Consider the following 24,742-nt stretch of genomic DNA (forward strand, 5'->3'; position numbering starts at 1 on the left):
ACAGTATGCACGATTTCAATGGATTGCCTACTCTTAAATAAGATGACTACAATAGCTAAAATGGATTCGCCGCAAATCAATGATGAGATAAAAATTCTACTAATCAACGATCTATATCATTAAAGAAAAAGAGGATTTATTTCCCTTTATCAGGTAAAAATCAATCAACTAACGGAACATGTAGAACAATTATGGCGCAATCATCACAATTAGCAGAAAGAATCTCCCGCTTGAGCAGTGCCCTTGAAAGTGGTCTGTATGAGAGACAGGAGGCTATCCGCTTGTGTTTGTTGGCAGCACTCAGTGGTGAGAGTGTCTTCCTGCTCGGCCCACCGGGTATTGCCAAAAGCTTGATTGCTCGCCGCCTGAAATTTGCCTTCCGTAATGCCAGAGCATTTGAATACCTGATGACCCGTTTTTCCACGCCAGAAGAGGTGTTTGGCCCGCTCTCCATTCAGGCGTTGAAAGAAGAGGGGCGCTACCAGCGCATGACGGCGGGTTATCTGCCAGAAGCTGAAATCGTTTTTCTTGATGAGATCTGGAAAGCCGGCCCCGCTATCCTCAATACCTTGCTGACGGCCATTAATGAGCGGCGTTTTCGTAATGGTGATCGGGAGGAGAGTATCCCGATGCGGTTACTGGTCACCGCCTCCAACGAGCTACCGGATGCAGATAGCAGTCTGGAAGCCCTTTATGACCGCATGCTGATCCGCCTTTGGTTGGATCGCGTGCAAGAGAAGCAAAACTTTCGTTCATTGCTGCTCAATCGCCAAGATGAAAACCTTAATCCGGTGGCCGAAAATCTCAGCATCAGTGATGACGAATTTTATCAGTGGCAACCGCTGATCGACAAAATCGCCTTACCAGACGCCTGTTTTGAACTTATTTTTCAGTTACGTCAACGGCTCAGTGCGCAAGAGCAAGCGCCCTATGTCTCTGACCGACGGTGGAAAAAGGCGCTGCGTCTACTGCAAGCCAGCGCCTTTTTCAGTGGCCGAAGTGAAGTGACCCCCATTGATTTAATTTTACTGAAAGAGTGCCTGTGGCATGACCTCAGCTCCCTGAAGTTACTACAACAACAGCTTGAGCAATTGTTAACTGAGCAGGGATATCAGCAGCAAAGCCTATTAATGAAGCTACAGCATATTCAGGGCCAATGGTTGCAGCACCAGCAACAACAAAGTGACCATCAAGCGCTCACCGTGACCAAGCAAAGCGGTATGTTCAGTCGCAAACCACAATATGGGCTGCCAGACTTGTTAACCGATAGCACCCTGACACTTTTGCTGCAAAAGCCCCTTAACTTGCATGACATTCAGGTCAATCATCTGCAAATAGAGAAAGAGGCTCTTGTCCAGTGGCTAAATAAAGGGGGCGTACTGCGCGCGAAGTTAAATGGGGTCGGCTATGCCCAATCTATTGATGCAGAAATTGATGAGCAGTTACATATCACGGTACTAGATATCAGTCGCCAGCCATCAATCCTGTCGCAACCCGGTGTGGCGATAGCCAGTGTGCCGCCAGAGTTGCTGGTGGCGTTAACGGAACTGGAAAATAGCCTAACCGAGCAACGGCGGTTATTCAGTCAGCACCAGCCCTGCCTGTTCACCCCCTCCGCTTGGCTGGCAAAAATAGAAGCTAGCCTGTTGCAGGTTGCGGAGCAACTGAAGCAGCAACAACAAAAAATGCGCGGACACTGATCGATGCTCAGTCTGGCCACACTGGATCTGCTGCTATCAATCAGTGAAGGTGAACTGATTGAGGAGATGGTGGTGGGATTGCTCGCATCACCCCAACTGGCGCTATTCTTTGAAAAATTCCCGCGCATAAAACGGGCGTTGATGAAGGATATCCCCGGCTGGAAGCAAAGCTTGCAGCAGCGCATCCGTGAGGCAAAAGTCCCCCAAAGTCTGGCGAGTGAGTTTGCTTTATACCAGCAGAGCCAATTGGAGAGCAGCCCGCACTTCTATGCGCACTTGCCGGATATTGTGGCACAGCTGCAACAGATGCATTCGCCCTTTGCGGCACAAGCGAACACGCTGCTGCAAGCTGCTGATTTAACAAGAAACCCGCAAACTGGCGATAGTCTACAAGCCCTCTTTTTACAGCGCTGGCGCGTCAGCCTGACCCTACAGACCATCACCATTCACCACCAATTACTGGAGCAAGAGCGGGAGCAACTGCTGGCTGAATTACAGCAGCGATTGGCGCTCAGTGGCGCATTGGAACCCATATTGGCGACCAATGACGGTGCCGCAGGGCGGCTTTGGGATATGAGTCATAGCCATTTACAGCGCGGTGATTATCAATTGTTGCTGCAATACGGCGATTTTCTACAGCAACAGCCAGAATTGCAGCAATTAGCCGAGCAATTGGGGCGCAGCCGCTCAGCTAAAGCGCAACCCACACCGGATGCCCGCTACGAGCCTTACACGGTGATGGTGCGCCAGCCCGATACTGTGCCAGAAGAGGTCAGTGGCATTCATCAGAGCAATGATATTTTACGATTGCTCCCTACTGAGCTGGTCATGTTGGGGATGAGTGAATTGGAGTTTGAGTTTTATCGCCGTTTGCTGGAGCGGCGCTTGCTTACCTACCGCTTGCAGGGGGATAACTGGCAGGAAAAAACCTTACAACGGCCCGTCAGCCTTAAAAGTCACGACGAACAACCGCGTGGCCCTTTTATTATTTGCGTTGATACCTCAGGCTCGATGGGGGGATTTAACGAGCAGTGCGCCAAAGCATTTTGTCTGGCACTGCTGCGTATTGCACTGGCGGATAATCGTCGCTGCTACATCATGCTATTTGCTACCGAAATCATTCACTATGAGTTATCGGCAGCCAGTGGCATCGAACAGGCAATACGTTTTCTCAGCCAACACTTTAGTGGCGGCACTGATCTGGCCGCTTGCTTAGCCAGTACCCTCAGTAAAATGGAGGAGAGAGAGTGGTATGACGCTGATGCGGTGATCATTTCAGATTTTATTGCCCAACGCCTGCCTGATGAGTTGATCCGAAAGATAAAAATTCAACAGCAAGCCCACCAGCACCGCTTCCATGCAGTGGCAATGTCAGCCTATGGCAAGCCCGGCATCATGCGCATTTTTGATTATATCTGGCGTTTTGATACCGGCTTAAAAAGCCGCTTAATGCGCCGCTGGAAACGCTAATTCAGCAGGCCAGCCCCCACGTTAATCGACAATCCCAAGATCGTCATATTAAAAACGAAGGATAAGACAGACTGCAATAATACGACGCGACGGATATCTGACGTGCCGGTGGCAACATCGGCCGTTTGCGAAGCTACGCCAATGGTGAATGAGAAATAAAGAAAATCCCAATAGGAAGGCGTGGTGATCTCTTTGGGGAACAGTAAAGGAAGAATAGTTTCTGACTTATCCCGAGGCAGATAAAATAAGTGAGCATAATGCATGGTAAAAGCAGTAGGTAATAATAGCCATGACACCAATAGCGTCATCCCTGTCAGTATTAAATGGAATGCCTTGGCTGAACCCGATAGCTGATTGGCCGTGCTCAATTCAAATAAAATTACCAAAATACTGGCCAGGCACGCCATGCTAACAATACTCAGCACCATACTGGCACTTTCATCCTGAACCTTAGCTATCTTGCTGATTTTCGCTGGATTAGTCCGTAAAAGTTGCAGCCATAAAAAGAGTAAATAGAGCCATGCAGAGACATTCCAACTCACCATCAAGCGTAGTAATAGTGAGTAGTGCGTTGGCAATAGGAAATAAGTAACAACCCCCGCACTGACGGAGAACAATAATCTTGGGCGGGCATGCATATAGTGTTTAATGGGATGAATTAAAGTCATAACGTTAGCGACCTTGCATGTAGTCTTATTAAGTGGCATCTCATTATGCCACCTACAGCATAGAGTAAAAACGAGCTGACGTTAAAAACCCGCGATGGCTTATGCAGCAATAGCGGGTTCGAAAATAGAGGTATACCCAAAATAATTGGCGTTGCAGCTAACAGCCCTGCAACGTCAAGTATGAAGAGTATTAGAGCAAGCCAGCCACTTTCTCGCTAACCTCCGGCCCCCACACGCCACATTGAACCTGACCAATATGTTGCTGTTGCAGCAGTAGCATCACTAAACGAGATTGGCCGATACCACCACCGATAGTTTGCGGCATTTCGCCATTCAGCAGGGATTGATGCCATTCCAGTTTCAGGCGATCTTCATCCGCAGTTAAAGCCAACTGGCGTTTCAATGCTTCAGCATCGACACGAATCCCCATGGATGAAATTTCAAAAGCATCTTCCAGAACCGGGTTCCAGACAATAATGTCACCATTCAGCCCAGCAAAACCTTCCGCGCTCGGTGACGTCCAGTCATCATAATCCGGTGCACGCACATCATGAGATTGACCATCAGCCAATTTGCCGCCGATACCGATCAGGAATACGGCACCTAACTCTTTGGCAATCGCCCGTTCGCGACCTTTCGCATCCAAATCAGGGAAGCGAGAACGCAGAGTTTCGCTATGCACAAAGTGAATTTGTTCTGGCAAGAAAGGCTTGATACCGAATTCAGCACTGACCGCCGCTTCTGTCTCTTTTATCGCCGCATAAATTTTGTTAACAGTGGACTTCAGGTAAGCCAGGTTACGTTCGCCGTCACCCATGACCCGCTCCCAATCCCATTGATCGACATACACCGAGTGAATAGCACTCAAGCGATCTTCATCGGGGCGTAATGCTTTCATATGGGTGTAGATACCTTGGTCAGCACCAAAATCAAAGCGACCTAAAGTTTTACGTTTCCATTTAGCCAATGAATGCACAACTTCAAAAGTGGCATCTGGCAAGCTTTTTACTTTTACCTGAACCGCTTTTTCTGAACCAGAAAGGTTATCTTGGGTGCCATCGCCCACACGGCTCAAAATCGGAGCCTGCACTTCAATCAGACCCAGTTGCTGTTCCAACTGACGGGAAAAGAAGGATTTTACAAAGCTGATTTGTTGTTGTTTTTGGATAAATTGTTTTTTCATTGCCGTCTTCTCAATTCGTTATTGTTTATTATGCTAATTGGATTATGCCGTTTGGCTTGACATCGATTAAGCAACAGAATGAGTGTTAAATTCAATATCCAATAACAAATATTGCCTTTTCACTTTTAATCATTCATTTTTATGGCGGTATAATTAAATAATCGATAAAAAAAGGGGGCTAATATGGGTGAAATTTATCAAATCGATAATCTCGATCGCGGCATCCTAAACGCATTAATGGAAAATGCGCGCACACCTTACGCTGAATTGGCGAAAAATTTTGGCGTCAGTCCAGGCACTATTCATGTACGGGTGGAGAAAATGCGTCAGGCAGGAATCATCACAGCGGCTTGCGTTCACGTAAATCCAAAACAGTTGGGTTATGACGTGTGCTGCTTTATCGGCATCATCCTGAAAAGCGCGAAGGACTATCCGTCAGCACTGAAAAAATTGGAAAGTTTAGAAGAAGTTGTCGAGGCGTATTACACGACGGGCCATTACAGCATCTTTATTAAGGTGATGTGTAAATCGATAGATGCGCTCCAACAAGTACTTATCAACAAGATCCAGACTATCGATGAGATCCAATCCACTGAGACGCTAATCTCCCTGCAAAACCCCATCATGCGCACCATCGTGCCTTAAACCTTAAATAACTATACCCACATTATCCACAGGTAGATCCCAGCTGATTCACAGCGTACAATACCGACTCATTACTTCGGTTGGGTTCTTTATGGCTGACATTACCTTGATCAGTGGCAGTACGCTCGGCAGTGCTGAATACGTTGCTGAACATTTAGCTGAGAAATTAGAAGAAGCAGGTTTCACCACTGAAACACTTCATGGTCCTGAATTAGACGAACTCGCGCTTGACGGTATGTGGTTAATAGTCACATCAACCCATGGGGCAGGTGATCTTCCAGACAACCTTCAACCCTTATTAGAACAAATCGAAGAGCAGAAGCCGGATCTCTCTCAAGTGCGTTTTGGCGCTGTTGGTTTGGGCAGTTCAGAATATGACACTTTCTGTGGTGCTGTAAGACGATTAGATCAGCAGTTGATCGTTCAGGGAGCAAAAAGATTGGGTGATATTTTAGAAATCGATGTCATTCAACATGAAATTCCTGAGGATCCAGCAGAGGTTTGGGTTAAAAATTGGATTAATTTACTCTAATTTGCTTAAAGATCACGCGAACGAATGTGTATAACTAGGCTTAAAAGCAGGGTAAAACCAGTACATATCCACATAACAACCTTATGGTCTCAAAGTGCCTGTGCATAACATGCCATTTAGATCCCAGCTTATACGCAATAGGATCACCGATCATTCACAGCAATCGATCCTCCTTAATCTTATGATCTTTCATGTGAATAATCACTTATCCACAGAGGATCATGATCCTAATAAGAGATCTAATAAAGAGATCTTTAAATAAAAAGATCTTCTTTTAATTAAGGGCGATCCTAAGCTGCTTGGTCGATCGTCTAAACTTGAGTAGAATCCCCCACCCCAGGGCAAACACAGAAATTCGCATAACGGCGAGGTGCAGTACCATGTTTTATCCAGATCAATTTGACGTCATCATCATTGGTGGTGGCCATGCCGGCACGGAAGCTGCAATGGCAGCGGCACGCATGGGACGTCAGACCTTATTGCTGACGCACAACATCGACACACTGGGACAGATGTCTTGTAACCCAGCGATTGGCGGTATCGGTAAGGGACATTTGGTCAAAGAGATCGATGCTCTGGGCGGCCTGATGGCGAAAGCAACCGACCTCGCCGGGATTCAGTTTAGGATACTAAACGCCAGTAAAGGTCCAGCAGTAAGAGCCACCCGTGCTCAAGCTGACCGCGTTCTGTATCGGCAAGCCGTTCGTACCGCACTAGAAAATCAGCCTAACTTGATGATCTTCCAGCAACCAGTAGAAGATCTGATCGTTGAAAATGATCGCGTTGTGGGTGCAGTCACTAAAATGGGCCTGAAATTCCGTGCTAAAGCGGTGGTTCTGACGGTCGGTACTTTCCTCGACGGAAAAATTCATATTGGGCTGGAAAACTACAGCGGTGGTCGAGCTGGTGATCCACCGTCAATTTCATTGTCACAGCGTCTACGAGAATTACCGTTACGTGTCAATCGGTTGAAGACTGGTACACCACCACGCCTTGATGCGCGAACAATCGATTTTAGTCAGTTAGTCCCTCAGTTGGGCGATACACCCATTCCCGTATTTTCTTTCCTCGGCAATGCAGAGCAGCATCCTGAGCAGATGGCGTGTCACATCACCTACACCAATGAAAAAACACATGAAGTGATCCGCAACAATCTGGATCGTAGCCCAATGTATGCCGGGATCATTGAAGGGATCGGACCACGTTACTGCCCATCGATCGAAGACAAAGTGATGCGTTTTGCCGATCGTAATTCACATCAGATCTTCCTTGAGCCAGAAGGCTTAACCAGTAACGAGATTTACCCTAACGGTATTTCGACCAGTTTGCCGTTCGATGTTCAGATGCAAATCGTTCGTTCGATGAAAGGGCTGGAAAATGCACGCATTATTCGACCTGGCTATGCCATCGAGTATGATTTCTTCGATCCACGTGATTTGAAACCGACGCTGGAAAGTAAATATATCCATGGTCTGTTCTTTGCTGGGCAAATCAATGGCACGACAGGCTATGAAGAAGCAGCGGCTCAAGGGCTGCTTGCGGGGCTTAATGCGGGCCGTTTCGCTAACGATGAAGATGGATGGTCACCTCGTCGCGATGAAGCTTACCTTGGCGTGCTGGTGGACGATTTAAGCACCTTGGGAACGAAAGAACCCTACCGTATGTTTACCTCACGGGCAGAGTACCGTTTGATGCTACGTGAAGATAACGCCGATTTACGTCTGACTGAGATGGGGCGTAAATTAGGGCTGGTTGATGATGCTCGCTGGGCACATTTCAGCAAAAAAATTGAGCAAATCGAGAAAGAACGCCAGCGTTTGCGTGATATTTGGGTACACCCTCACTCTGAGAACGTATCAGAGATCAATGCATTGCTGAAAGCGCCCTTGTCAAAAGAAGCCAATGGTGAAGAGTTACTGCGCCGACCTGAAATTGATTACCGCTTGTTGACGACTTTACCCTCTTTTGGCCCAGCGCTAACAGATCCCCAAGCTGCGGATCAAGTCGAAATTCAGGTCAAATATGAAGGTTATATTGCCCGTCAGCAGGAAGAAATTGAAAAACAGCTCCGCAATGAGAACACGCTATTGCCTGTGGATCTTGATTACCGCCAAGTGTCTGGTTTATCGAATGAAGTAATCGCTAAGCTGAATGATCATAAACCTAACTCGATTGGGCAAGCTTCACGTATTTCAGGGATTACCCCGGCGGCTATCTCCATTTTGTTAGTTTGGCTGAAAAAACAGGGGTTATTGCGCCGTAGTGCATAACAATCAGATTTAGCTATGCTGCGAAGAAATAAACAGCATAGCTGGATTATGCTCGATTTTCAGACCACAACTAACGATTCAAACTACTGCTAAGCTAGATTATTATTCCTCATATTGGCCCTTAACTGCTGACTAAACATTTTTGGTCAGAGGAAATCGTTGTGTTAAAAAAATTAAATTCTCTGCTCAACGCAGCAGACATTGAGTTACCTGAGCAGCAAAAATTACAACTGATCGCCTATGTGGAACTGCTACATAAGTGGAACAAAGCTTATAACTTGACCTCTGTCCGTGACCCACAGCAAATGCTGGTGCGGCATATTTTGGACAGTATTGTGGTCAACACTCACTTGCAAGGTCGCCGATTTATTGATGTTGGTACTGGTCCAGGGCTTCCTGGTATCCCACTAGCCATTGTGCGCCCTGATGCCCATTTTACGTTGCTAGATAGCCTAGGAAAGCGCGTGCGCTTCTTGCGTCAGGTACAGCACGAATTAGGGTTAAGCAATATTGAGCCGGTACAAAGCCGGGTTGAGGACTTTGCCGCAAAACCGCCATTTGATGGCGTAATAAGCCGTGCATTTGCATCACTACAAGATATGCTGTCGTGGTGCCACCATCTGCCAGCCAAACCTGAAGGGCGTTTTTATGCGCTTAAAGGGGTAAGACCCGATGATGAATTAGCGACACTTCCCGAAGGAATAACTCTTGAATCGGTTGTGCGGTTGCAGGTGCCGGAGTTGGAAGGTGAGCGTCATTTGGTCATTCTTAACTCAAACTAACTTTGCTATTTATCAAATAAATGTAATAAATCATTAGTGAGCTAGCGTAAATTTATCTGATTTATTGTTTTCATTATTGGTGAGTATTTATTCTCTCACTCTCGCTTGAAACGATTATATTTCACGTGTTGTTTACAAAATCAGCAATGACATTTGGCATGACTAAATTGAAAGTGGTCAAATAATAACTTTAGTCATCACTTTACTCGCGATACGGCTCTTTTTATGTTTCAGAACTGTTGCAAAAATATAATCTTAAATGTCAATGGGACGTTTTTACTAAGTAGATAAATTGTTCAATAGTGTTTTAATTTTAACATTATGATTTATAAAAGTTTTTAATGGCTCTTTTCGTTAAAGACAAAGTGAAGCCACATGCGATATAAGTTAGTTTGTTTTTAGTTATGTGATCAATTCCACGCTTTATTGGTAATAGTTGGAATCGTCAGACAAATAAATGAGATATTTATTCCGAGGCTTTTCTTGTGAAAATAGCCTTAAAGAATAAAATTTAAATAATTGTTCACCTTTTCGCTACTTATCGATTGAATTCGTTTGAGTGGCCCGTATAATTTGCTCGTTTTTTGCTGCTTGACTCAATGGGGTAAAAAGCAGTTTTATACCTCACTCAGCATACCCTTAGTGTGGTTCAGAGAGAACAAACGTCATGCCTGTGTCCCTTTACAGTGGGAAAATCGCACGAAAGTTGCTGTTCTTGCAGTTAATGACTTTTGTTGTTCTCAGTGTTGCTTTTGGCTTTAAAAGCCTGGAATGGAGTGCTTCTGCTTTGGCAGGAGGGCTGGCAGCTTGGTTGCCCAGCGCCATGTTTATGCTGTTTGCTTGCCGCCATCAGGCAAAAACAGCTGCTCCGGGTCGTGTTGCGTGGTCGTTTGCCATTGGCGAAGGGTTAAAAGTTATCGTGACGATAATTTTGCTGATTGTGGCGTTAGGGCTGTTTAAAGCCGCTTTTGTCCCACTTGGCTTGACCTATTTAGCGGTGTTGATTGTGCAGATATTGGCACCAGCCGTGATTAGCGGCTACCGTACTTAACAGTTATCGTATTTAGCGGTTATCGCATTTAACTACAAAAGGGTAAGAGGCATCATGTCTGCATCAGGAGAAATCTCTACTCCAAGGGACTACATAGGACATCATCTGAATAACCTTCAGTTGGACCTACGTACCTTTGAGTTGGTCAATCCCCACTCACCTGGCCCTGCAACGTTCTGGACGTTGAACATTGACTCTTTGTTCTTCTCTGTCGTGCTGGGGTTAGCTTTTCTGTTTGTATTCCGCAAAGTTGCGGCGGGTGCCACCAGTGGCGTGCCTGGCAAATTGCAGACAGCGGTTGAGTTAATTATCGGTTTTGTCGATAACAGCGTTCGGGATATGTACCACGGCAAAAGTAAAGTCATAGCACCATTAGCCCTGACCGTGTTTGTTTGGGTTTTATTGATGAACATGATGGACTTACTGCCAATCGATTTACTGCCTTACATCGGCGAGCATGTCTTTGGATTACCAGCCTTACGTGTGGTTCCTACTGCTGACGTGAGCATTACCTTGTCCATGGCATTGGGTGTATTCATCCTGATCCTGTTCTATAGCATTAAAATGAAAGGTGTAGGCGGCTTCGTAAAAGAATTAACGATGCAGCCGTTCAATCACCCGATATTTATTCCAGTTAACTTAATTCTGGAAGGTGTCAGCCTGCTGTCCAAACCGGTTTCACTCGGTCTGCGACTGTTCGGCAACATGTATGCGGGTGAGTTGATCTTCATCCTGATTGCTGGCCTGTTGCCGTGGTGGTCACAGTGGATGCTCAGTTTACCTTGGGCTATCTTCCACATACTGATCATTACGTTACAAGCCTTTATCTTCATGGTTCTGACGATTGTCTATCTGTCGATGGCGTCCGAAGAGCACTGATTTTCTTATAACACTACTGCGTTTTAACTGAAATAAACTGGAGACTGTCATGGAAAACCTGAATATGGATCTGCTGTACATGGCTGCCGCTATAATGATGGGTTTAGCGGCAATCGGTGCTGCGATCGGTATCGGCATCCTGGGTGGTAAATTTTTGGAAGGCGCTGCACGTCAGCCTGACCTGATTCCTCTGCTGCGTACACAGTTCTTTATCGTCATGGGTCTGGTTGACGCCATCCCTATGATCGCTGTTGGTCTGGGCCTGTACGTGATGTTTGCTGTCGCGTAAGTAGAGTTTTCTCTACTGTGAAACTACACCAAACTATTAACTTTGAAAGAGGCATTGTGCTGTGAATCTTAACGCAACAATCCTCGGCCAGGCCATCGCGTTTGTCCTGTTTGTCCTGTTTTGTATGAAGTATATATGGCCGCCGATTATGGCTGCCATTGAGAAGCGTCAAAAAGAAATTGCTGACGGTCTCTCTTCTGCAGAGCGTGCCAAAAAAGATTTGGACTTAGCGCAAGCCAATGCGACCGACCAACTGAAGAAAGCTAAAGCAGAAGCACAGGTGATCATTGAGCAGGCAAGTAAACGCAAAGCTCAGATCCTTGATGAAGCTAAAGCAGAAGCTGAACAGGAACGTAACAAAATCGTGGCGCAAGCGCAGGCAGAGATCGACGCCGAACGTAAGCGCGCTCGTGAAGAGTTGCGTAAGCAAGTCGCGATGTTGGCTATAGCTGGCGCCGAGAAGATCATCGAACGTTCCGTGGATGAAGCTGCTAACAGCGACATCGTTGATAAACTGGTCGCTGAACTGTAAGGAGGGAGGGGCTGATGTCTGAATTTGTAACTGTAGCTCGCCCCTACGCCAAAGCAGCTTTTGACTTTGCTGTTGAACACCAAGCGGTTGAGCGTTGGCAAGATATGCTGGCGTTTACTGCCCAAGTGACTCGCAATGAACAAATCGCTGAATTGCTTTCCGGTGCAGTAGCACCAGAAACAATGTCTAAGACGTTTATTGCAGTTTGTGGTGATCAGCTCGATGAACCCGCACAGAACTTCATTCGAGTTATGGCGGAGAATGGCCGTTTACTGGTTCTTCCTGAGGTGTTGCAGCAGTTTATTCAACTGCGTGCCTCGCTGGAGTCAACCGTCGACGTTGAAGTGAGCTCAGCGAGTCCACTGAATGACGAACAGCTGGCTAAAATTGCCGCTGCGATGGAAAAACGTCTGTCACGCAAAGTTAAGCTGAATTGCAAAATTGATAAGTCTGTAATGGCCGGCGTAGTAATACGTGCAGGCGATATGGTGATAGATGGCAGCGTTCGCGGTCGTCTAGAACGCCTGGCGGACGTCTTGCAGTCTTAAGGGGACTGGAGCATATGCAACTGAATTCCACCGAAATCAGCGAACTGATCAAGCAGCGCATTGCTCAGTTCAATGTAGTGAGCGAAGCTCACAATGAAGGTACTATTGTTTCCGTCAGTGACGGGATCATTCGTGTACACGGTTTGGCCGATGTCATGCAGGGCGAGATGATCGCACTGCCAGGCAACCGTTACGCAATCGCACTGAACTTGGAGCGCGACTCCGTAGGTGCTGTCGTTATGGGTCCGTACGCCGATCTTGCCGAAGGCATGAAGGTTAAATGTACTGGCCGTATCCTGGAAGTTCCAGTCGGTCGTGGCCTGTTAGGTCGCGTCGTCAATACTCTGGGTGAACCTATTGATGGTAAAGGTCCGGTAGAAAACGACGGCTTCTCAGCTGTTGAAGCTATCGCACCTGGCGTTATCGAACGTCAATCCGTTGATGAGCCTGTTCAGACTGGCTATAAGTCAGTCGATGCCATGATTCCAATTGGTCGTGGTCAGCGTGAATTGATCATCGGTGACCGTCAGACAGGTAAAACTGCTCTGGCGATTGATGCGATCATCAATCAGCGCGATTCCGGCATCAAGTGTGTGTATGTTGCTATCGGCCAGAAAGCCTCTACCGTTTCTAACGTAGTGCGTAAACTGGAAGAGCATGGCGCATTGGCTAACACCATCGTGGTTGTTGCTACTGCCTCAGAATCTGCAGCATTACAATACTTGGCACCGTACTCTGGTTGTGCCATGGGTGAATACTTCCGCGATCGCGGTGAAGATGCGCTGATTATTTATGATGACCTGTCTAAACAGGCTGTTGCATATCGTCAAATCTCCTTGCTGCTCCGTCGTCCACCAGGTCGTGAAGCTTATCCTGGCGACGTATTCTACCTTCACTCCCGTTTGCTGGAACGTGCTGCGCGTGTTAACGCTGAATACGTTGAAGCCTTTACCAAGGGTGAAGTGAAAGGTAAAACCGGTTCTTTGACCGCTCTGCCAATCATTGAAACTCAAGCAGGGGACGTTTCCGCGTTCGTTCCGACTAACGTAATTTCGATTACTGATGGTCAGATCTTCTTGGAATCTAGCCTGTTTAACGCCGGTATTCGTCCTGCGGTTAACCCAGGTATCTCCGTATCCCGTGTGGGTGGTGCAGCGCAAACCAAGATCATGAAAAAACTGTCCGGTGGTATCCGTACCGCTCTGGCACAGTATCGTGAACTTGCTGCGTTCTCCCAGTTCGCATCCGATTTGGATGATGCAACACGTAAACAGCTGAGCCATGGTCAGAAAGTGACCGAGCTTCTGAAACAGAAACAGTATGCGCCGATGTCGGTTGCGCAGCAGTCTCTGGTTCTGTTCGCAGCTGAACGTGGTTATCTGGGCGATATCGAGTTGGCGAAGGTAGGTAGCTTCGAAGCTGCACTGTTGGCATTTGCTGACCGTGAGCACGCCGAGCTTCTGCAACAAATCAACCAAACTGGCGCGTATAACGATGAGATCGAGGCCAAGCTGAAAGGCATCCTTGATACATTTAAGGCAACCCAGTCCTGGTAACGCTATGCGGCTCTGCTTTTCATTAGGAAAGCAGGCCGTCTGGCAATGAGGAGAAGCAGAAATGGCCGGCGCAAAAGAGATACGTTCCAAGATCGCCAGCGTGCAAAACACGCAAAAGATCACCAAAGCCATGGAGATGGTCGCCGCCTCCAAAATGCGTAAATCGCAGGAACGCATGGCGGCTAGCCGTCCTTATGCAGAAACAATGCGTAGTGTGATTGGTCACCTCGCGTTAGGTAATCTGGAATATAAGCATCCGTACCTGGAAGAGCGCGACGTTAAGCGTGTTGGGTATCTGGTGGTTTCTACAGACCGTGGCTTGTGCGGTGGTTTGAACATTAACCTGTTCAAAAGACTGTTGTCTGAGATGAGAGGTTGGTCTGAAAAGGGCGTTGAATGTGATTTAGCGCTGATCGGATCAAAAGCAGCTTCTTTCTTTGGTTCCGTGGGCGGCAAGATTGTTGCTCAGGTTACTGGCATGGGGGATAACCCTTCTCTGTCAGAACTGATCGGGCCGGTTAAAGTGATGCTGCAAGCCTATGATGAAGGTCGTCTGGATAAACTGTATATCGTGAATAACAAGTTTATCAATACGATGTCTCAGGAACCACGGATCATGCAGCTACTACCTCTTCCGCCAGCGGAAGACGGTGAGCTGAAGAAGAAATCCTGGGATTACCTGTATGAACCCGACCCTAAAGCCCTGCTGGATACCCTCCTGCGTCGCTATGTGGAATCGCAAGTTTATCAGGGCGTCGTTGAAAACCTGGCCAGCGAACAGGCCGCGCGAATGGTAGCGATGAAAGCCGCCACCGATAACGGCGGTGATCTGATCAAAGAGCTGCAGTTGGTTTACAACAAGGCTCGTCAGGCCAGCATCACTCAGGAGCTTACCGAGATCGTCGGGGGAGCCTCCGCGGTTTAACCAGGTTCTTACCCTAAATAGTTCAGATTGCAGGAAGGCGGCAACTGAGCAAATCCCTAGACGCTTACTACAGTAAGCAACTAGGGTGAGAGAAGGCAGCCAACACCCCAGCAATTTGGAATATAACGGGTAAACGTATTACGTAGAGGATTCAAGATGGCTACTGGAAAGATTATCCAGGTAATCGGCGCCGTAGTGGACGTCGAATTCCCCCAAGACGCTGTACCAAAAGTGTACAACGCCCTTGAGGTTGAAGGCGCAGCTCAGAAGCTTGTGCTGGAAGTTCAGCAACAGCTGGGCGGTGGTGTTGTTCGTTGTATCGCAATGGGCTCTTCCGATGGTCTGAGCCGTGGGTTGAAAGTCATCAACCTGGAACACCCAATTGAAGTGCCAGTTGGTAAATCAACTCTGGGCCGTATCATGAACGTATTGGGTGATCCAATCGACATGAAAGGTCCTATCGGTGAAGAAGAGCGTTGGGCAATCCACCGCGAAGCGCCTTCTTACGAAGAGCTTGCCAGCTCACAAGATCTGTTAGAAACCGGTATCAAGGTAATGGATCTGATTTGTCCGTTCGCTAAGGGCGGTAAAGTCGGTCTGTTTGGTGGTGCGGGTGTAGGTAAAACAGTAAACATGATGGAGCTGATTCGTAACATTGCGATTGAGCACTCAGGTTATTCTGTATTTGCTGGCGTGGGCGAGCGTACTCGTGAGGGTAACGACTTCTACCACGAGATGACTGACTCCAACGTTCTGGACAAAGTATCCTTGGTTTATGGCCAGATGAATGAGCCACCAGGTAACCGTCTGCGCGTTGCACTGACCGGCCTGACCATGGCGGAAAAATTCCGTGATGAAGGTCGTGACGTACTGTTATTCATCGATAACATCTATCGTTATACCTTGGCCGGTACAGAAGTTTCTGCACTGCTGGGTCGTATGCCATCTGCGGTAGGCTACCAGCCAACGCTGGCAGAAGAGATGGGTGTGTTGCAGGAACGTATTACTTCCACCAAGACGGGTTCAATCACCTCCGTACAGGCCGTTTACGTCCCTGCGGATGACTTGACTGACCCATCACCAGCAACCACCTTTGCTCACTTGGATGCAACCGTCGTTCTGAGTCGTCAAATCGCCTCTTTGGGTATTTACCCAGCGGTTGACCCACTTGACTCCACCAGCCGTCAGCTCGATCCGCTGGTTGTTGGTCAGGAGCACTACGATGTAGCGCGTGGCGTGCAGTCTATTCTGCAACGTTATCAGGAACTGAAAGATATCATCGCGATCTTGGGTATGGACGAGTTGTCAGAAGATGACAAACTGGTTGTATCCCGTGCGCGTAAAATCCAGCGCTTCCTGTCTCAACCGTTCTTCGTGGCAGAAGTCTTTACCGGTTCACCGGGCAAGTTCGTGTCGCTGAAAGATACCATTCGTGGTTTCAAAGGCATCATGAACGGCGACTACGACCACCTGCCGGAACAGGCGTTCTACATGGTTGGCACCATTGAAGAAGCAGTGGAAAAAGCCAAGAAACTGTAACGCTGTTGACTGGAGGGTGACATGGCTGCAATGACTTACCATCTGGATGTTGTGAGCGCAGAGAAGAAGATGTTCTCTGGCGTGGTACAAAAAATTCAGGTGACGGGTAGTGAAGGTGAACTGGGGATTTTCCCTGGTCATGCCCCACTGCTCACTGCCATTAAGCCTGGCATGATACGTATCGTTAAGCAGTTCGGTGAGGAAGAGTTTATTTATCTTTCTGGCGGCATCCTTGAGGTGCAACCGAGTGTTGTGATCGTATTGGCTGACACTGCTATTCGTGGGCAGGATTTGGACGAAGCTAAGGCGCTGGAATCTAAGCGCAAAGCAGAAGCCCATATCAATAACTCTCATGGTGATGTCGACTATGCTCAGGCATCCGCTGAATTGGCGAAGGCGATTGCGAAATTACGCGTAATCGAGCTGACCAGGAAAGCGATGTAATTTTATATCATGTGTTTTTGTCGATTTTCCTTGCGGATGTCTGACACCACATTGATTTATAAAGTTATTACGTTAGTGATTATAGAATGCCAGTCAGTCCAACTGATTGGCATTTTTTTTACCCTTATTTTGTAAAGTCGCAATGAATACCCCCATCTAGAGTCTGATCCCCTGCCCTCAATCACCTATTCTGTGTTTAATGAATCCTAAGCTAAACTAAAAGAGTTTCTTTCTGAAAACTCTTGTTTCTTGTCGTAAAATAAGTGGTTAACAGCCTAAATGAGTGAATGTATATTGACAAAAACAAGTTAGAAAACGTCGCCGATCGCAGACACTTTTTGCCACATTTTTTCGTTACAGGCTCAGTCGCTACAACCCTTTAACCATGCGGGTTGAGTCCATTTTTCGCTGAGAAATATGTAGTAATTATTTCGCCAAACAGGTTTACTTCCGTCTATTAAATTGGAGTTATCAGGTTGCTTATGTCTAACAGCTCAATGAGTGTAGTCATCCTTGCCGCAGGTAAGGGAACTCGTATGTATTCCGACCTTCCTAAGGTGTTACACCCATTGGCAGGTAAGCCGATGGTTCAGCATGTTATTGATGCGGCCATGAAGTTGGGTGCACAAAATGTCCATTTGGTTTACGGGCATGGTGGCGAGTTGCTGAAAAAAACGCTGTCTGATCCATCCTTGAACTGGGTATTGCAGGCCGAACAGCTTGGTACAGGGCACGCGATGCAACAGGCTGCGCCACATTTTGCTGATGATGAAGATGTACTGATGCTATACGGCGATGTGCCGTTGATCTCTGTTGATACCCTACAACGCCTATTAGCCGCTAAGCCGCAAGGGGGGATTGGCTTGCTGACAGTGAAGCTGGATGACCCAAGTGGCTATGGCCGTATTGTGCGTGAAAATGGCGATGTAGTAGGGATTGTTGAGCATAAAGATGCCAACGATACACAGCGCGAGATAAATGAAATCAACACCGGAATACTGGTAGCTAACGGACGTGATTTAAAACGTTGGTTATCGCGGCTGGATAATAACAACGCCCAAGGTGAGTTTTATATCACCGATATTATCGCCTTGGCTCATGCTGATGGTCAGAAGATTGCTACTGTTCACCCCACTCGCCTGAGTGAGGTTGAGGGTGTCAATAACCGCCTGCAATTGGCGACTCTTGAGCGGGTATTCCAGTCCGAACAAGCAGAGAAGCTGTTGTTAGCAGGGGTTATGTTACTGGACCCTGCGCGCTTTGATTTGCGCGGAGAATTAACACATGGCCGCGATATTACAATCGATACCAATGTCATCATTGAAGGTCATGTCACTTTAGGTGATCGGGTGCGTATTGGTACGGGATGCGTGCTGAAAAACTGTGTCATTGGTGATGATTCAGAAATCAGCCCATACACGGTTTTGGAAGATTCCCGCTTGGATGCTGGTTGTACCGTTGGTCCATTTGCCCGCTTGCGCCCTGGAGCTGAGTTAGCGGAAGGCGCACATGTCGGCAACTTTGTTGAAATCAAGAAAACCCGTTTGGGTAAAGGTTCGAAAGCGGGTCATCTCTCCTATTTAGGTGATGCGGACATTGGCTCTGGCGTCAATATTGGCGCAGGAACCATAACTTGCAACTATGATGGAGCTAATAAGTTTAAAACGATTATCGGCGATAATGTCTTTGTTGGGTCTGATACTCAACTGGTGGCCCCTGTCACTGTCGCGAACGGTGTCACCATCGCTGCGGGGACGACGGTTACCCGTGACATCGCCGAAGATGAGTTAGTGCTCAGCCGTGTTAAGCAGGTCCATATTCAGGGCTGGCAGCGGCCAGTGAAGAAAAAATAACGTTATTAAAACAGTCCCTTCAACGTGAGTTATTCTGCATTGAAGGGATGTTTTGCCCTGTATTTTTGGTTTACTGGTTACTAAGCTGAGAATGCAGAACAAAACATAATAATCCCCAACTCTACAGGCTCGGGGAACCCGGAAAATCCGGATCAATCAGGTCACTGACATCGACAAGGTTCTAAAAGAACCTTACATAGGAATAAAACAGATGTGTGGAATAGTTGGCGCAGTAGCGCAACGTGATATCGCTGAGATTCTGATCGAAGGTTTGCGTCGTCTTGAATACCGTGGCTATGACTCTGCGGGTCTAGCCGTGGTTGATGCTGAAGGTAACATGACCCGTTTGCGTCGGGTGGGCAAAGTTCAGGCACTGTCTGACGCCGCCGAGAATCAGGATTTGCACGGTGGTACTGGGATTGCCCACACCCGCTGGGCCACCCATGGTGAGCCATCAGAGGCGAATGCGCACCCTCATGTTTCTGACTATATCTCCGTGGTTCACAACGGCATTATTGAAAATCACGAGCCTTTACGTGAATTGTTGATTGGCCGTGGTTATCGTTTCAGTTCTGAAACTGATACTGAAGTTATTGCTCATCTAGTGCATTGGGAGCAAAAACAGGGCGGTTCATTGCTGGAAGTGGTTAAGCGCGTCATCCCGCAATTGCGCGGTGCTTACGGTGCTGTCGTGATGGATAGCCGTGATCCAAGCCGTTTGGTCGCTGCTCGTTCAGGTAGCCCATTGGTGATTGGTTGTGGCGTCGGCGAAAACTTTATCGCCTCAGACCAATTAGCCCTGCTGCCAGTCACTCGTCGCTTTATCTTCTTGGAAGAGGGCGATGTGGTTGAAGTGACTCGCCGCAGCATTGAGATTTTTGATAAGCAGGGTAACGCAATTGAGCGCCCTGAAATCGAATCTCAAGTGCAATATGATGCCGGTGATAAAGGGGTTTACCGCCATTACATGCAGAAAGAGATTTATGAACAGCCAATGGCGATTAAAAATACGCTGGAAGGCCGCTTAAATCATGGGGCGATTGATCTGTCTGAGCTTGGTCCAAAAGCCGATGCTCTGCTGGCCAATGTGCAGCATATTCAAATCATTGCCTGTGGGACTTCTTACAACTCAGGTATGGTTTCGCGTTATTGGTTTGAGTCTTTAGCGGGTGTGCCTTGCGATGTAGAAATTGCCTCTGAATTCCGTTACCGCAAATCCGCTGTGCGCCCTAACAGCCTGCTGATCACCTTGTCTCAATCGGGTGAAACTGCCGATACACTAGCTGCCCTGCGTTTATCAAAAGAGTTAGGATATTTAGGTTCTCTGGCGATTTGTAACGTGGCCGGTTCTTCACTGGTTCGTGAATCAGATTTGGCGTTAATGACCAAAGCCGGTACTGAGATTGGTGTGGCTTCAACCAAAGCCTTCACTACTCAACTGACCGTTTTACTGATGCTGGTGGGCCGTATTGGTAAGCTGAAAGGCGCTGATGCTGGCTTGGAACATGAGATTGTTCATGCATTACAGGCGCTACCTGCACGTATTGAGCAAATGCTCTCTCTGGATAAAACCATTGAAGCACTGGCTGAAGGTTTCTCTGATAAGCACAATGCATTGTTCCTTGGCCGTGGTGATCAATACCCCATCGCGATGGAAGGTGCACTGAAACTGAAAGAGATCTCCTATATTCATGCGGAAGCTTATGCAGCCGGTGAATTGAAGCACGGGCCATTGGCATTGATTGATGCTGATATGCCCGTCATCGTGGTCGCGCCAAACAATGAATTGTTGGAAAAACTGAAATCCAACATCGAGGAAGTGCGCGCGCGTGGCGGCTTGCTATATGTGTTTGCCGATCAAGATGCGGGTTTCACTGATAGCGAAGGCATGAAAATCATTCAGTTGCCACACGTGGAAGAGATTATTGCTCCTATCTTCTACACTGTGCCGCTACAGTTATTGTCTTATCACGTTGCCTTAATTAAAGGCACTGATGTGGATCAGCCACGTAATTTGGCAAAATCGGTTACAGTTGAATAGTTCATTTTCCTTCAGCTAAAGGCAATTTCTACATCAAAGCCCATCCTAAATAGGGTGGGCTATTTTTTTGATGCCACTAAATTAATTTAATCGCTAAATTACACTGGTAAGCAGACCCGTTTTAGTTCCACACCCCTATCAATACTTCCGGGTTTTCAGCCATAAACTCAAAACTTCAACAATTTGTAATTGCAGTAGGAAAAACACAAAAACCATCAACGGGATGTTTAGTTGTCTCAGGTATTTTCCTGAATCTAAGAGAAGCAGATTGTGAGGGTGGCCATAAGTCACGAAGTGTACGAGATATATTAACTGTATTTATTCCATAGCTCAGTTTTGATGCCTCCCAAACACACTGTCCAATAGCTTTAGGTTGCATATTGTTTGGAATACCCACAAAAGTGATAAGCGCCTGACTAATCGAAAGCCCCGCACCCAAATCCAGATTAGGTAGCAAGAGGCGCTCTTGCAGCAAGTTATTCACTATAATACGGGTATCATGCACACAGTTATGCGCCGCAGTATAGGCATCACTAATACTATAATCTAGCTTTCCTGCATCCACTTTAAATAGAATTAATAGCCCATCCCCTAGATATTCCGTGACATGACCATTGTTCAAAAGAGCTGTTTGTGCCAATGCTGGCAACAACGTTGATGTTTCATAATAAACACGCTGGATACCGCTTTCAATGGTTGGAAAAAGTTCTTTACTGCGTAGGCGAGCTGATGATTTTCGCATATCTACGGCTAAAGCTATAAATTCATCTACTTCTGGGTTTTCCTCTTCAATAAACGGATGACCAGGGATAGAGCTTCTTATTACGCTGGGTTGAGGGGGGGGCGATTTATGGGTGATAAATTCTTCTTTAGTCAATGGTCTACGCATCAGGTGCTCAATTTTAGCCCAGTTTTTTATGGCGCGATCCAATCCGTCATTAGCTGCTTTCATCACTAATGTGGCATCTAACTCTTTTAGCATAATTTTTTTTCTTCATATAAGGGAGCCGTTGCAGTGACTCTGCTGTAACAGGCGGAAATCTGGCAATATCGAGAAAGTAATAATGTAACATTGGGTTGGCATTCAACCAGGTAATGGTCAAAATTTAAAAGTCAGTATTAAACCACTAATAAACGGAATGTTTCTACAGTGAATTATCAAATGATCTGGAATGTTACTTCCAGTGTATCGTATTACATATCAATAAGTTGTAGGGTGTTAGTGTTTTATTTGTAGGGCGTTTAAAATATTTAATAATAAAAACATTTTTCATCAGGTCGCACTTTTAAGTGTGGGTAATATGCACCATCTTCATTAGAAATATTACTTATAACTGTAGTCCTTTTCATTTTTTCTAGTTCATTTTTCTATTTTTGTAATATAAAGAAAATTTTTATAGAATATAATCTAATCCAATTTTTTAAATGTGAGTAGTATGAGCAGCATAGATAGTGTGGATAGCATAGATAATGATTTTTATAAAAAAAACCAATTAATTTCTTGGGAAAAAGGACTGTTGAATGAGAATTTTCATATTATCCATGCTATCTCATCCGAACAGGGTCTTGCGATTAACAAATGTATATCCCCTTTCGTAGGGGACAGGTTTGAAAAGATAGTCTCTAAGTGGGATATTATGTCTGGTTCTTTAGTTTCTTATTCTGAAGGAAAAGGACGTGGCGCTTTTCCAACACATCTTGTTCTTGATGTTCCTTATCAAAATATTCTAGGAACGCATTTTTCTGATGTTTGTTTTCCTACTCACGCAGGTAAATCAAGTTTGCTTTGTAATTTCTTTTGGAATTTATGGGAGAATAAAGCGACTGGGAAATTAAAAAGACCTTATTCTTTGGTTGATAAAATAAACAAAGGTAAACAAACAAATGGTCTTTACTTAGAAACATCATTTCGTATTTTAGAAAATTTTAATGAATTTATAGAAGAAATGAACCCTAATATTCACAATGAGATACTTATTGTTTGTAAGCCTAATATTTTACTTGTTGAAGACGTTCCGAGTACGGATGAGATTAAATTAAAAGGTATTGTTTATGATGTCGATAATGCTTATTTTGAAAATATAAAAAAGGACATTTTAGCTATTAAAAAAATAGCTATTGCTAATGATTTGAAAGCTGTAACATTTATATTTAATAATAAGCGTATAATCCCGTTTGAGAAAAAACATATATTTATTTATGATGAGATAAGGAAGATTTTTGGTGCTCCAATATATTCTTCATTTAAGCGAAGGTTAGTTACAGAAAATAATTTTTTGAACAAGCCAATAAAAGCTGTTGATTTATCAAATGCATATCACCCATTAGGATTGAATAGAGATATAGCTATTTTTTCGGTTAATGGAAAGCCAATTGTTGGTGAGTCTGTTAAATTGACTAATGACTGGTGAATAGTGATTCTGTTAGGGGGAACCACAAGAGTTTGTTAATTTCTGGCCGTCAGCCTAAATTATATTTGAGTTTTTTATAGGTCTATTATGCTGAGTCTTTTGTGAATGTATCTTACCTACAGTCCGAGCGCGGCTGCATAGCAGCCGCGACACTAACGATCCCTGAATGGAAGTCACCCCACGGCCTGACGGGTTGCATAAATTTCGGGACATAGAGCGATAATTGCTGCTTTTTTTGGTTGTCATATAACTGTCATATTTCGTACATTTTTCTGTCATTAAACTGTCCTATTTTCTCTCCTGCACCATACTTAATCTGATGAAAACAATTTAGACACTCTAGAGTTAATTCTAATATCCCATTAGGAGGGATTATGAAACTGATGCGTACCACCGTAGCCAGCATTGTGGCAGCGACTTTATCTATGACAACCGTGTCCGCGTTCGCTGCTGCAAGCCTGACAGGTGCAGGTGCGACATTCCCCGCGCCGGTGTATGCCAAGTGGGCAGATTCTTATCAGAAAGAAACAGGTAACAAAGTTAACTATCAGGGGATCGGTTCTTCAGGTGGCGTGAAACAAATTATCGCCAACACGGTTGATTTCGGTGCCTCTGATGCGCCATTAGCAGACGACAAACTGGCTGCTGAAGGTTTGTTCCAATTCCCAACAGTGATTGGCGGTGTGGTGTTGGCCGTGAATATCCCTGGCATCAAATCCGGTGAACTGACATTAGACGGCAAAACACTGGGCGATATTTATCTGGGCAATGTTAAAAAATGGAATGACCCCGCAATCGTTAAATTGAACCCAGGCGTTAAATTGCCTGATCAAAATATCGCTGTGGTTCGTCGTGCTGACGGTTCTGGCACCTCATTCGTTTTCACTAGCTATCTGGCGAAAGTGAATGCTGATTGGAAAGAGAAAGTGGGTGCAGGTTCTACGGTTAACTGGCCAACCGGTTTGGGTGGCAAAGGTAACGACGGTATTGCCGCATTCGTTCAGCGTCTGCCGGGTGCCATTGGTTATGTGGAATACGCTTACGCCAAACAGAATAACTTGGCTTACACCAAACTGGTTTCTGCTGATGGAAAACCGGTTAGCCCAACTGAGCAGAGCTTTAGCGCAGCGGCTAAAGGCGTAGACTGGAGCAAAACATTCGCTCAAGACTTAACCAATCAGAAAGGGGATGATGTATGGCCAATTACCTCAACCACCTTCATTTTGGTGCACAAAGAGCAGAAAAATGCTGCTAACGGCACTGAAGTTCTGAAGTTCTTTGATTGGGCTTACAAAAACGGCGCTAAACAAGCCAACGCACTGGATTACGCAACATTGCCAGATGCCGTGGTTGAGCAAGTCCGTGCCGCTTGGAAGACGCAAATTAAAGATAGCAGTGGCAAGCCAATCTTCTGATTTACTGGC

At 46.1% G+C, this 24,742-nt stretch carries 22 protein-coding genes; 19 read left to right on the plus strand and 3 right to left on the minus strand.

The features are described 5' to 3' along the window. The first annotated feature begins 191 nt into the window (after positions 1-191). Positions 192-1,700 carry an ATPase RavA gene (gene ravA / locus HRD69_RS05380; protein WP_004875729.1) on the plus strand — a complete coding sequence of 503 codons (1,509 nt, stop codon included), beginning with the start codon at positions 192-194 and terminating at the stop codon, positions 1,698-1,700. Positions 1,701-1,703: 3 nt separating this feature from the next. After that, entirely contained in the window at positions 1,704-3,170 is a 1,467-nt protein-coding gene (viaA, locus tag HRD69_RS05385) for an ATPase RavA stimulator ViaA (RefSeq protein WP_004875728.1), read from the plus strand. Here viaA and HRD69_RS05390 read toward each other — a convergent pair. Together HRD69_RS05390 and asnA are read right to left on the minus strand one after the other, a co-directional pair. Then, positions 3,167-3,838, minus strand: coding sequence for a DUF1345 domain-containing protein (locus tag HRD69_RS05390; protein WP_032814818.1), 672 nt, complete (start codon positions 3,836-3,838; stop codon positions 3,167-3,169). The genes viaA and HRD69_RS05390 overlap by 4 nt on opposite strands. Positions 3,839-4,028: 190 nt before the next feature. Beyond that, on the minus strand, positions 4,029-5,021 hold the full coding sequence (gene asnA / locus HRD69_RS05395) for an aspartate--ammonia ligase (protein WP_004875727.1): 993 nt from the start codon (positions 5,019-5,021) through the stop codon (positions 4,029-4,031). A gap of 183 nt (positions 5,022-5,204) precedes the next feature. On the opposite strand from asnA, the gene asnC reads away from it, so the two are divergent. The 15 genes from asnC (at position 5,205) to glmS (ending at position 20,907) form a co-directional block, all read left to right on the plus strand. Next, complete coding sequence (asnC, locus tag HRD69_RS05400; protein ID WP_004393055.1) at positions 5,205-5,666, plus strand: transcriptional regulator AsnC; 462 nt, start codon at positions 5,205-5,207, stop codon at positions 5,664-5,666. A gap of 91 nt (positions 5,667-5,757) precedes the next feature. Further along, positions 5,758-6,198, plus strand: coding sequence for an FMN-binding protein MioC (mioC, locus tag HRD69_RS05405; protein ID WP_004875726.1), 441 nt, complete (start codon positions 5,758-5,760; stop codon positions 6,196-6,198). A gap of 380 nt (positions 6,199-6,578) precedes the next feature. Then, positions 6,579-8,468 carry a tRNA uridine-5-carboxymethylaminomethyl(34) synthesis enzyme MnmG gene (gene mnmG / locus HRD69_RS05410; RefSeq protein WP_004875725.1) on the plus strand — a complete coding sequence of 630 codons (1,890 nt, stop codon included), beginning with the start codon at positions 6,579-6,581 and terminating at the stop codon, positions 8,466-8,468. A 161-nt stretch (positions 8,469-8,629) separates the two neighbouring features. Continuing rightward, positions 8,630-9,250: a 16S rRNA (guanine(527)-N(7))-methyltransferase RsmG gene (gene rsmG, locus HRD69_RS05415; RefSeq protein WP_004875724.1), complete on the plus strand. Its 621-nt coding sequence runs from the start codon at positions 8,630-8,632 to the stop codon at positions 9,248-9,250. A 667-nt stretch (positions 9,251-9,917) separates the two neighbouring features. Further along, positions 9,918-10,301, plus strand: coding sequence for a F0F1 ATP synthase subunit I (gene atpI, locus HRD69_RS05420; protein ID WP_032814815.1), 384 nt, complete (start codon positions 9,918-9,920; stop codon positions 10,299-10,301). Positions 10,302-10,355: 54 nt separating this feature from the next. Beyond that, a complete protein-coding gene (gene atpB, locus HRD69_RS05425; RefSeq protein WP_005161179.1) occupies positions 10,356-11,180 on the plus strand; it encodes a F0F1 ATP synthase subunit A in 825 nt (274 codons plus the stop codon). A gap of 49 nt (positions 11,181-11,229) precedes the next feature. Then, positions 11,230-11,469 carry a F0F1 ATP synthase subunit C gene (gene atpE, locus HRD69_RS05430; RefSeq protein ID WP_004393045.1) on the plus strand — a complete coding sequence of 80 codons (240 nt, stop codon included), beginning with the start codon at positions 11,230-11,232 and terminating at the stop codon, positions 11,467-11,469. A 61-nt stretch (positions 11,470-11,530) separates the two neighbouring features. After that, complete coding sequence (atpF, locus tag HRD69_RS05435; RefSeq protein ID WP_004393038.1) at positions 11,531-12,001, plus strand: F0F1 ATP synthase subunit B; 471 nt, start codon at positions 11,531-11,533, stop codon at positions 11,999-12,001. Positions 12,002-12,015: 14 nt separating this feature from the next. Continuing rightward, positions 12,016-12,549 carry a F0F1 ATP synthase subunit delta gene (atpH, locus tag HRD69_RS05440; RefSeq protein ID WP_004875721.1) on the plus strand — a complete coding sequence of 178 codons (534 nt, stop codon included), beginning with the start codon at positions 12,016-12,018 and terminating at the stop codon, positions 12,547-12,549. Positions 12,550-12,563: 14 nt separating this feature from the next. Further along, positions 12,564-14,105 carry a F0F1 ATP synthase subunit alpha gene (atpA, locus tag HRD69_RS05445; RefSeq protein WP_004875720.1) on the plus strand — a complete coding sequence of 514 codons (1,542 nt, stop codon included), beginning with the start codon at positions 12,564-12,566 and terminating at the stop codon, positions 14,103-14,105. 61 nt (positions 14,106-14,166) lie between these two features. Beyond that, positions 14,167-15,030 (plus strand): F0F1 ATP synthase subunit gamma, encoded by an 864-nt coding sequence (gene atpG / locus HRD69_RS05450; protein WP_004875719.1) that lies wholly within the window; start codon positions 14,167-14,169, stop codon positions 15,028-15,030. Between the two features lie 156 nt (positions 15,031-15,186). Further along, on the plus strand, positions 15,187-16,569 hold the full coding sequence (atpD, locus tag HRD69_RS05455; RefSeq protein WP_032814812.1) for a F0F1 ATP synthase subunit beta: 1,383 nt from the start codon (positions 15,187-15,189) through the stop codon (positions 16,567-16,569). Positions 16,570-16,590: 21 nt separating this feature from the next. Further along, on the plus strand, positions 16,591-17,013 hold the full coding sequence (locus tag HRD69_RS05460) for a F0F1 ATP synthase subunit epsilon (protein ID WP_004875717.1): 423 nt from the start codon (positions 16,591-16,593) through the stop codon (positions 17,011-17,013). Positions 17,014-17,495: 482 nt separating this feature from the next. Then, a complete protein-coding gene (glmU, locus tag HRD69_RS05465; protein ID WP_032814811.1) occupies positions 17,496-18,866 on the plus strand; it encodes a bifunctional UDP-N-acetylglucosamine diphosphorylase/glucosamine-1-phosphate N-acetyltransferase GlmU in 1,371 nt (456 codons plus the stop codon). Positions 18,867-19,077: 211 nt separating this feature from the next. Beyond that, the gene (gene glmS / locus HRD69_RS05470; RefSeq protein ID WP_050539029.1) at positions 19,078-20,907 is read left to right on the plus strand and encodes a glutamine--fructose-6-phosphate transaminase (isomerizing); all 1,830 of its coding nucleotides are present in this window, start codon (positions 19,078-19,080) and stop codon (positions 20,905-20,907) included. 175 nt (positions 20,908-21,082) lie between these two features. Here the strand turns inward: glmS and HRD69_RS05475 are convergent, their stop codons facing one another. After that, positions 21,083-21,889 (minus strand): hypothetical protein, encoded by an 807-nt coding sequence (locus HRD69_RS05475; protein WP_004875713.1) that lies wholly within the window; start codon positions 21,887-21,889, stop codon positions 21,083-21,085. Between the two features lie 454 nt (positions 21,890-22,343). Here HRD69_RS05475 and HRD69_RS05480 point away from each other — a divergent pair, with 454 nt between their 5' ends. Then, entirely contained in the window at positions 22,344-23,318 is a 975-nt protein-coding gene (locus tag HRD69_RS05480) for a hypothetical protein (protein ID WP_004875712.1), read from the plus strand. Between the two features lie 374 nt (positions 23,319-23,692). Beyond that, complete coding sequence (gene pstS / locus HRD69_RS05485; protein WP_004875711.1) at positions 23,693-24,733, plus strand: phosphate ABC transporter substrate-binding protein PstS; 1,041 nt, start codon at positions 23,693-23,695, stop codon at positions 24,731-24,733. Positions 24,734-24,742: the final 9 nt, after the last annotated feature.

The sequence above is a fragment of the Yersinia mollaretii ATCC 43969 genome, from assembly GCF_013282725.1.
Lineage (GTDB): Bacteria > Pseudomonadota > Gammaproteobacteria > Enterobacterales > Enterobacteriaceae > Yersinia > Yersinia mollaretii.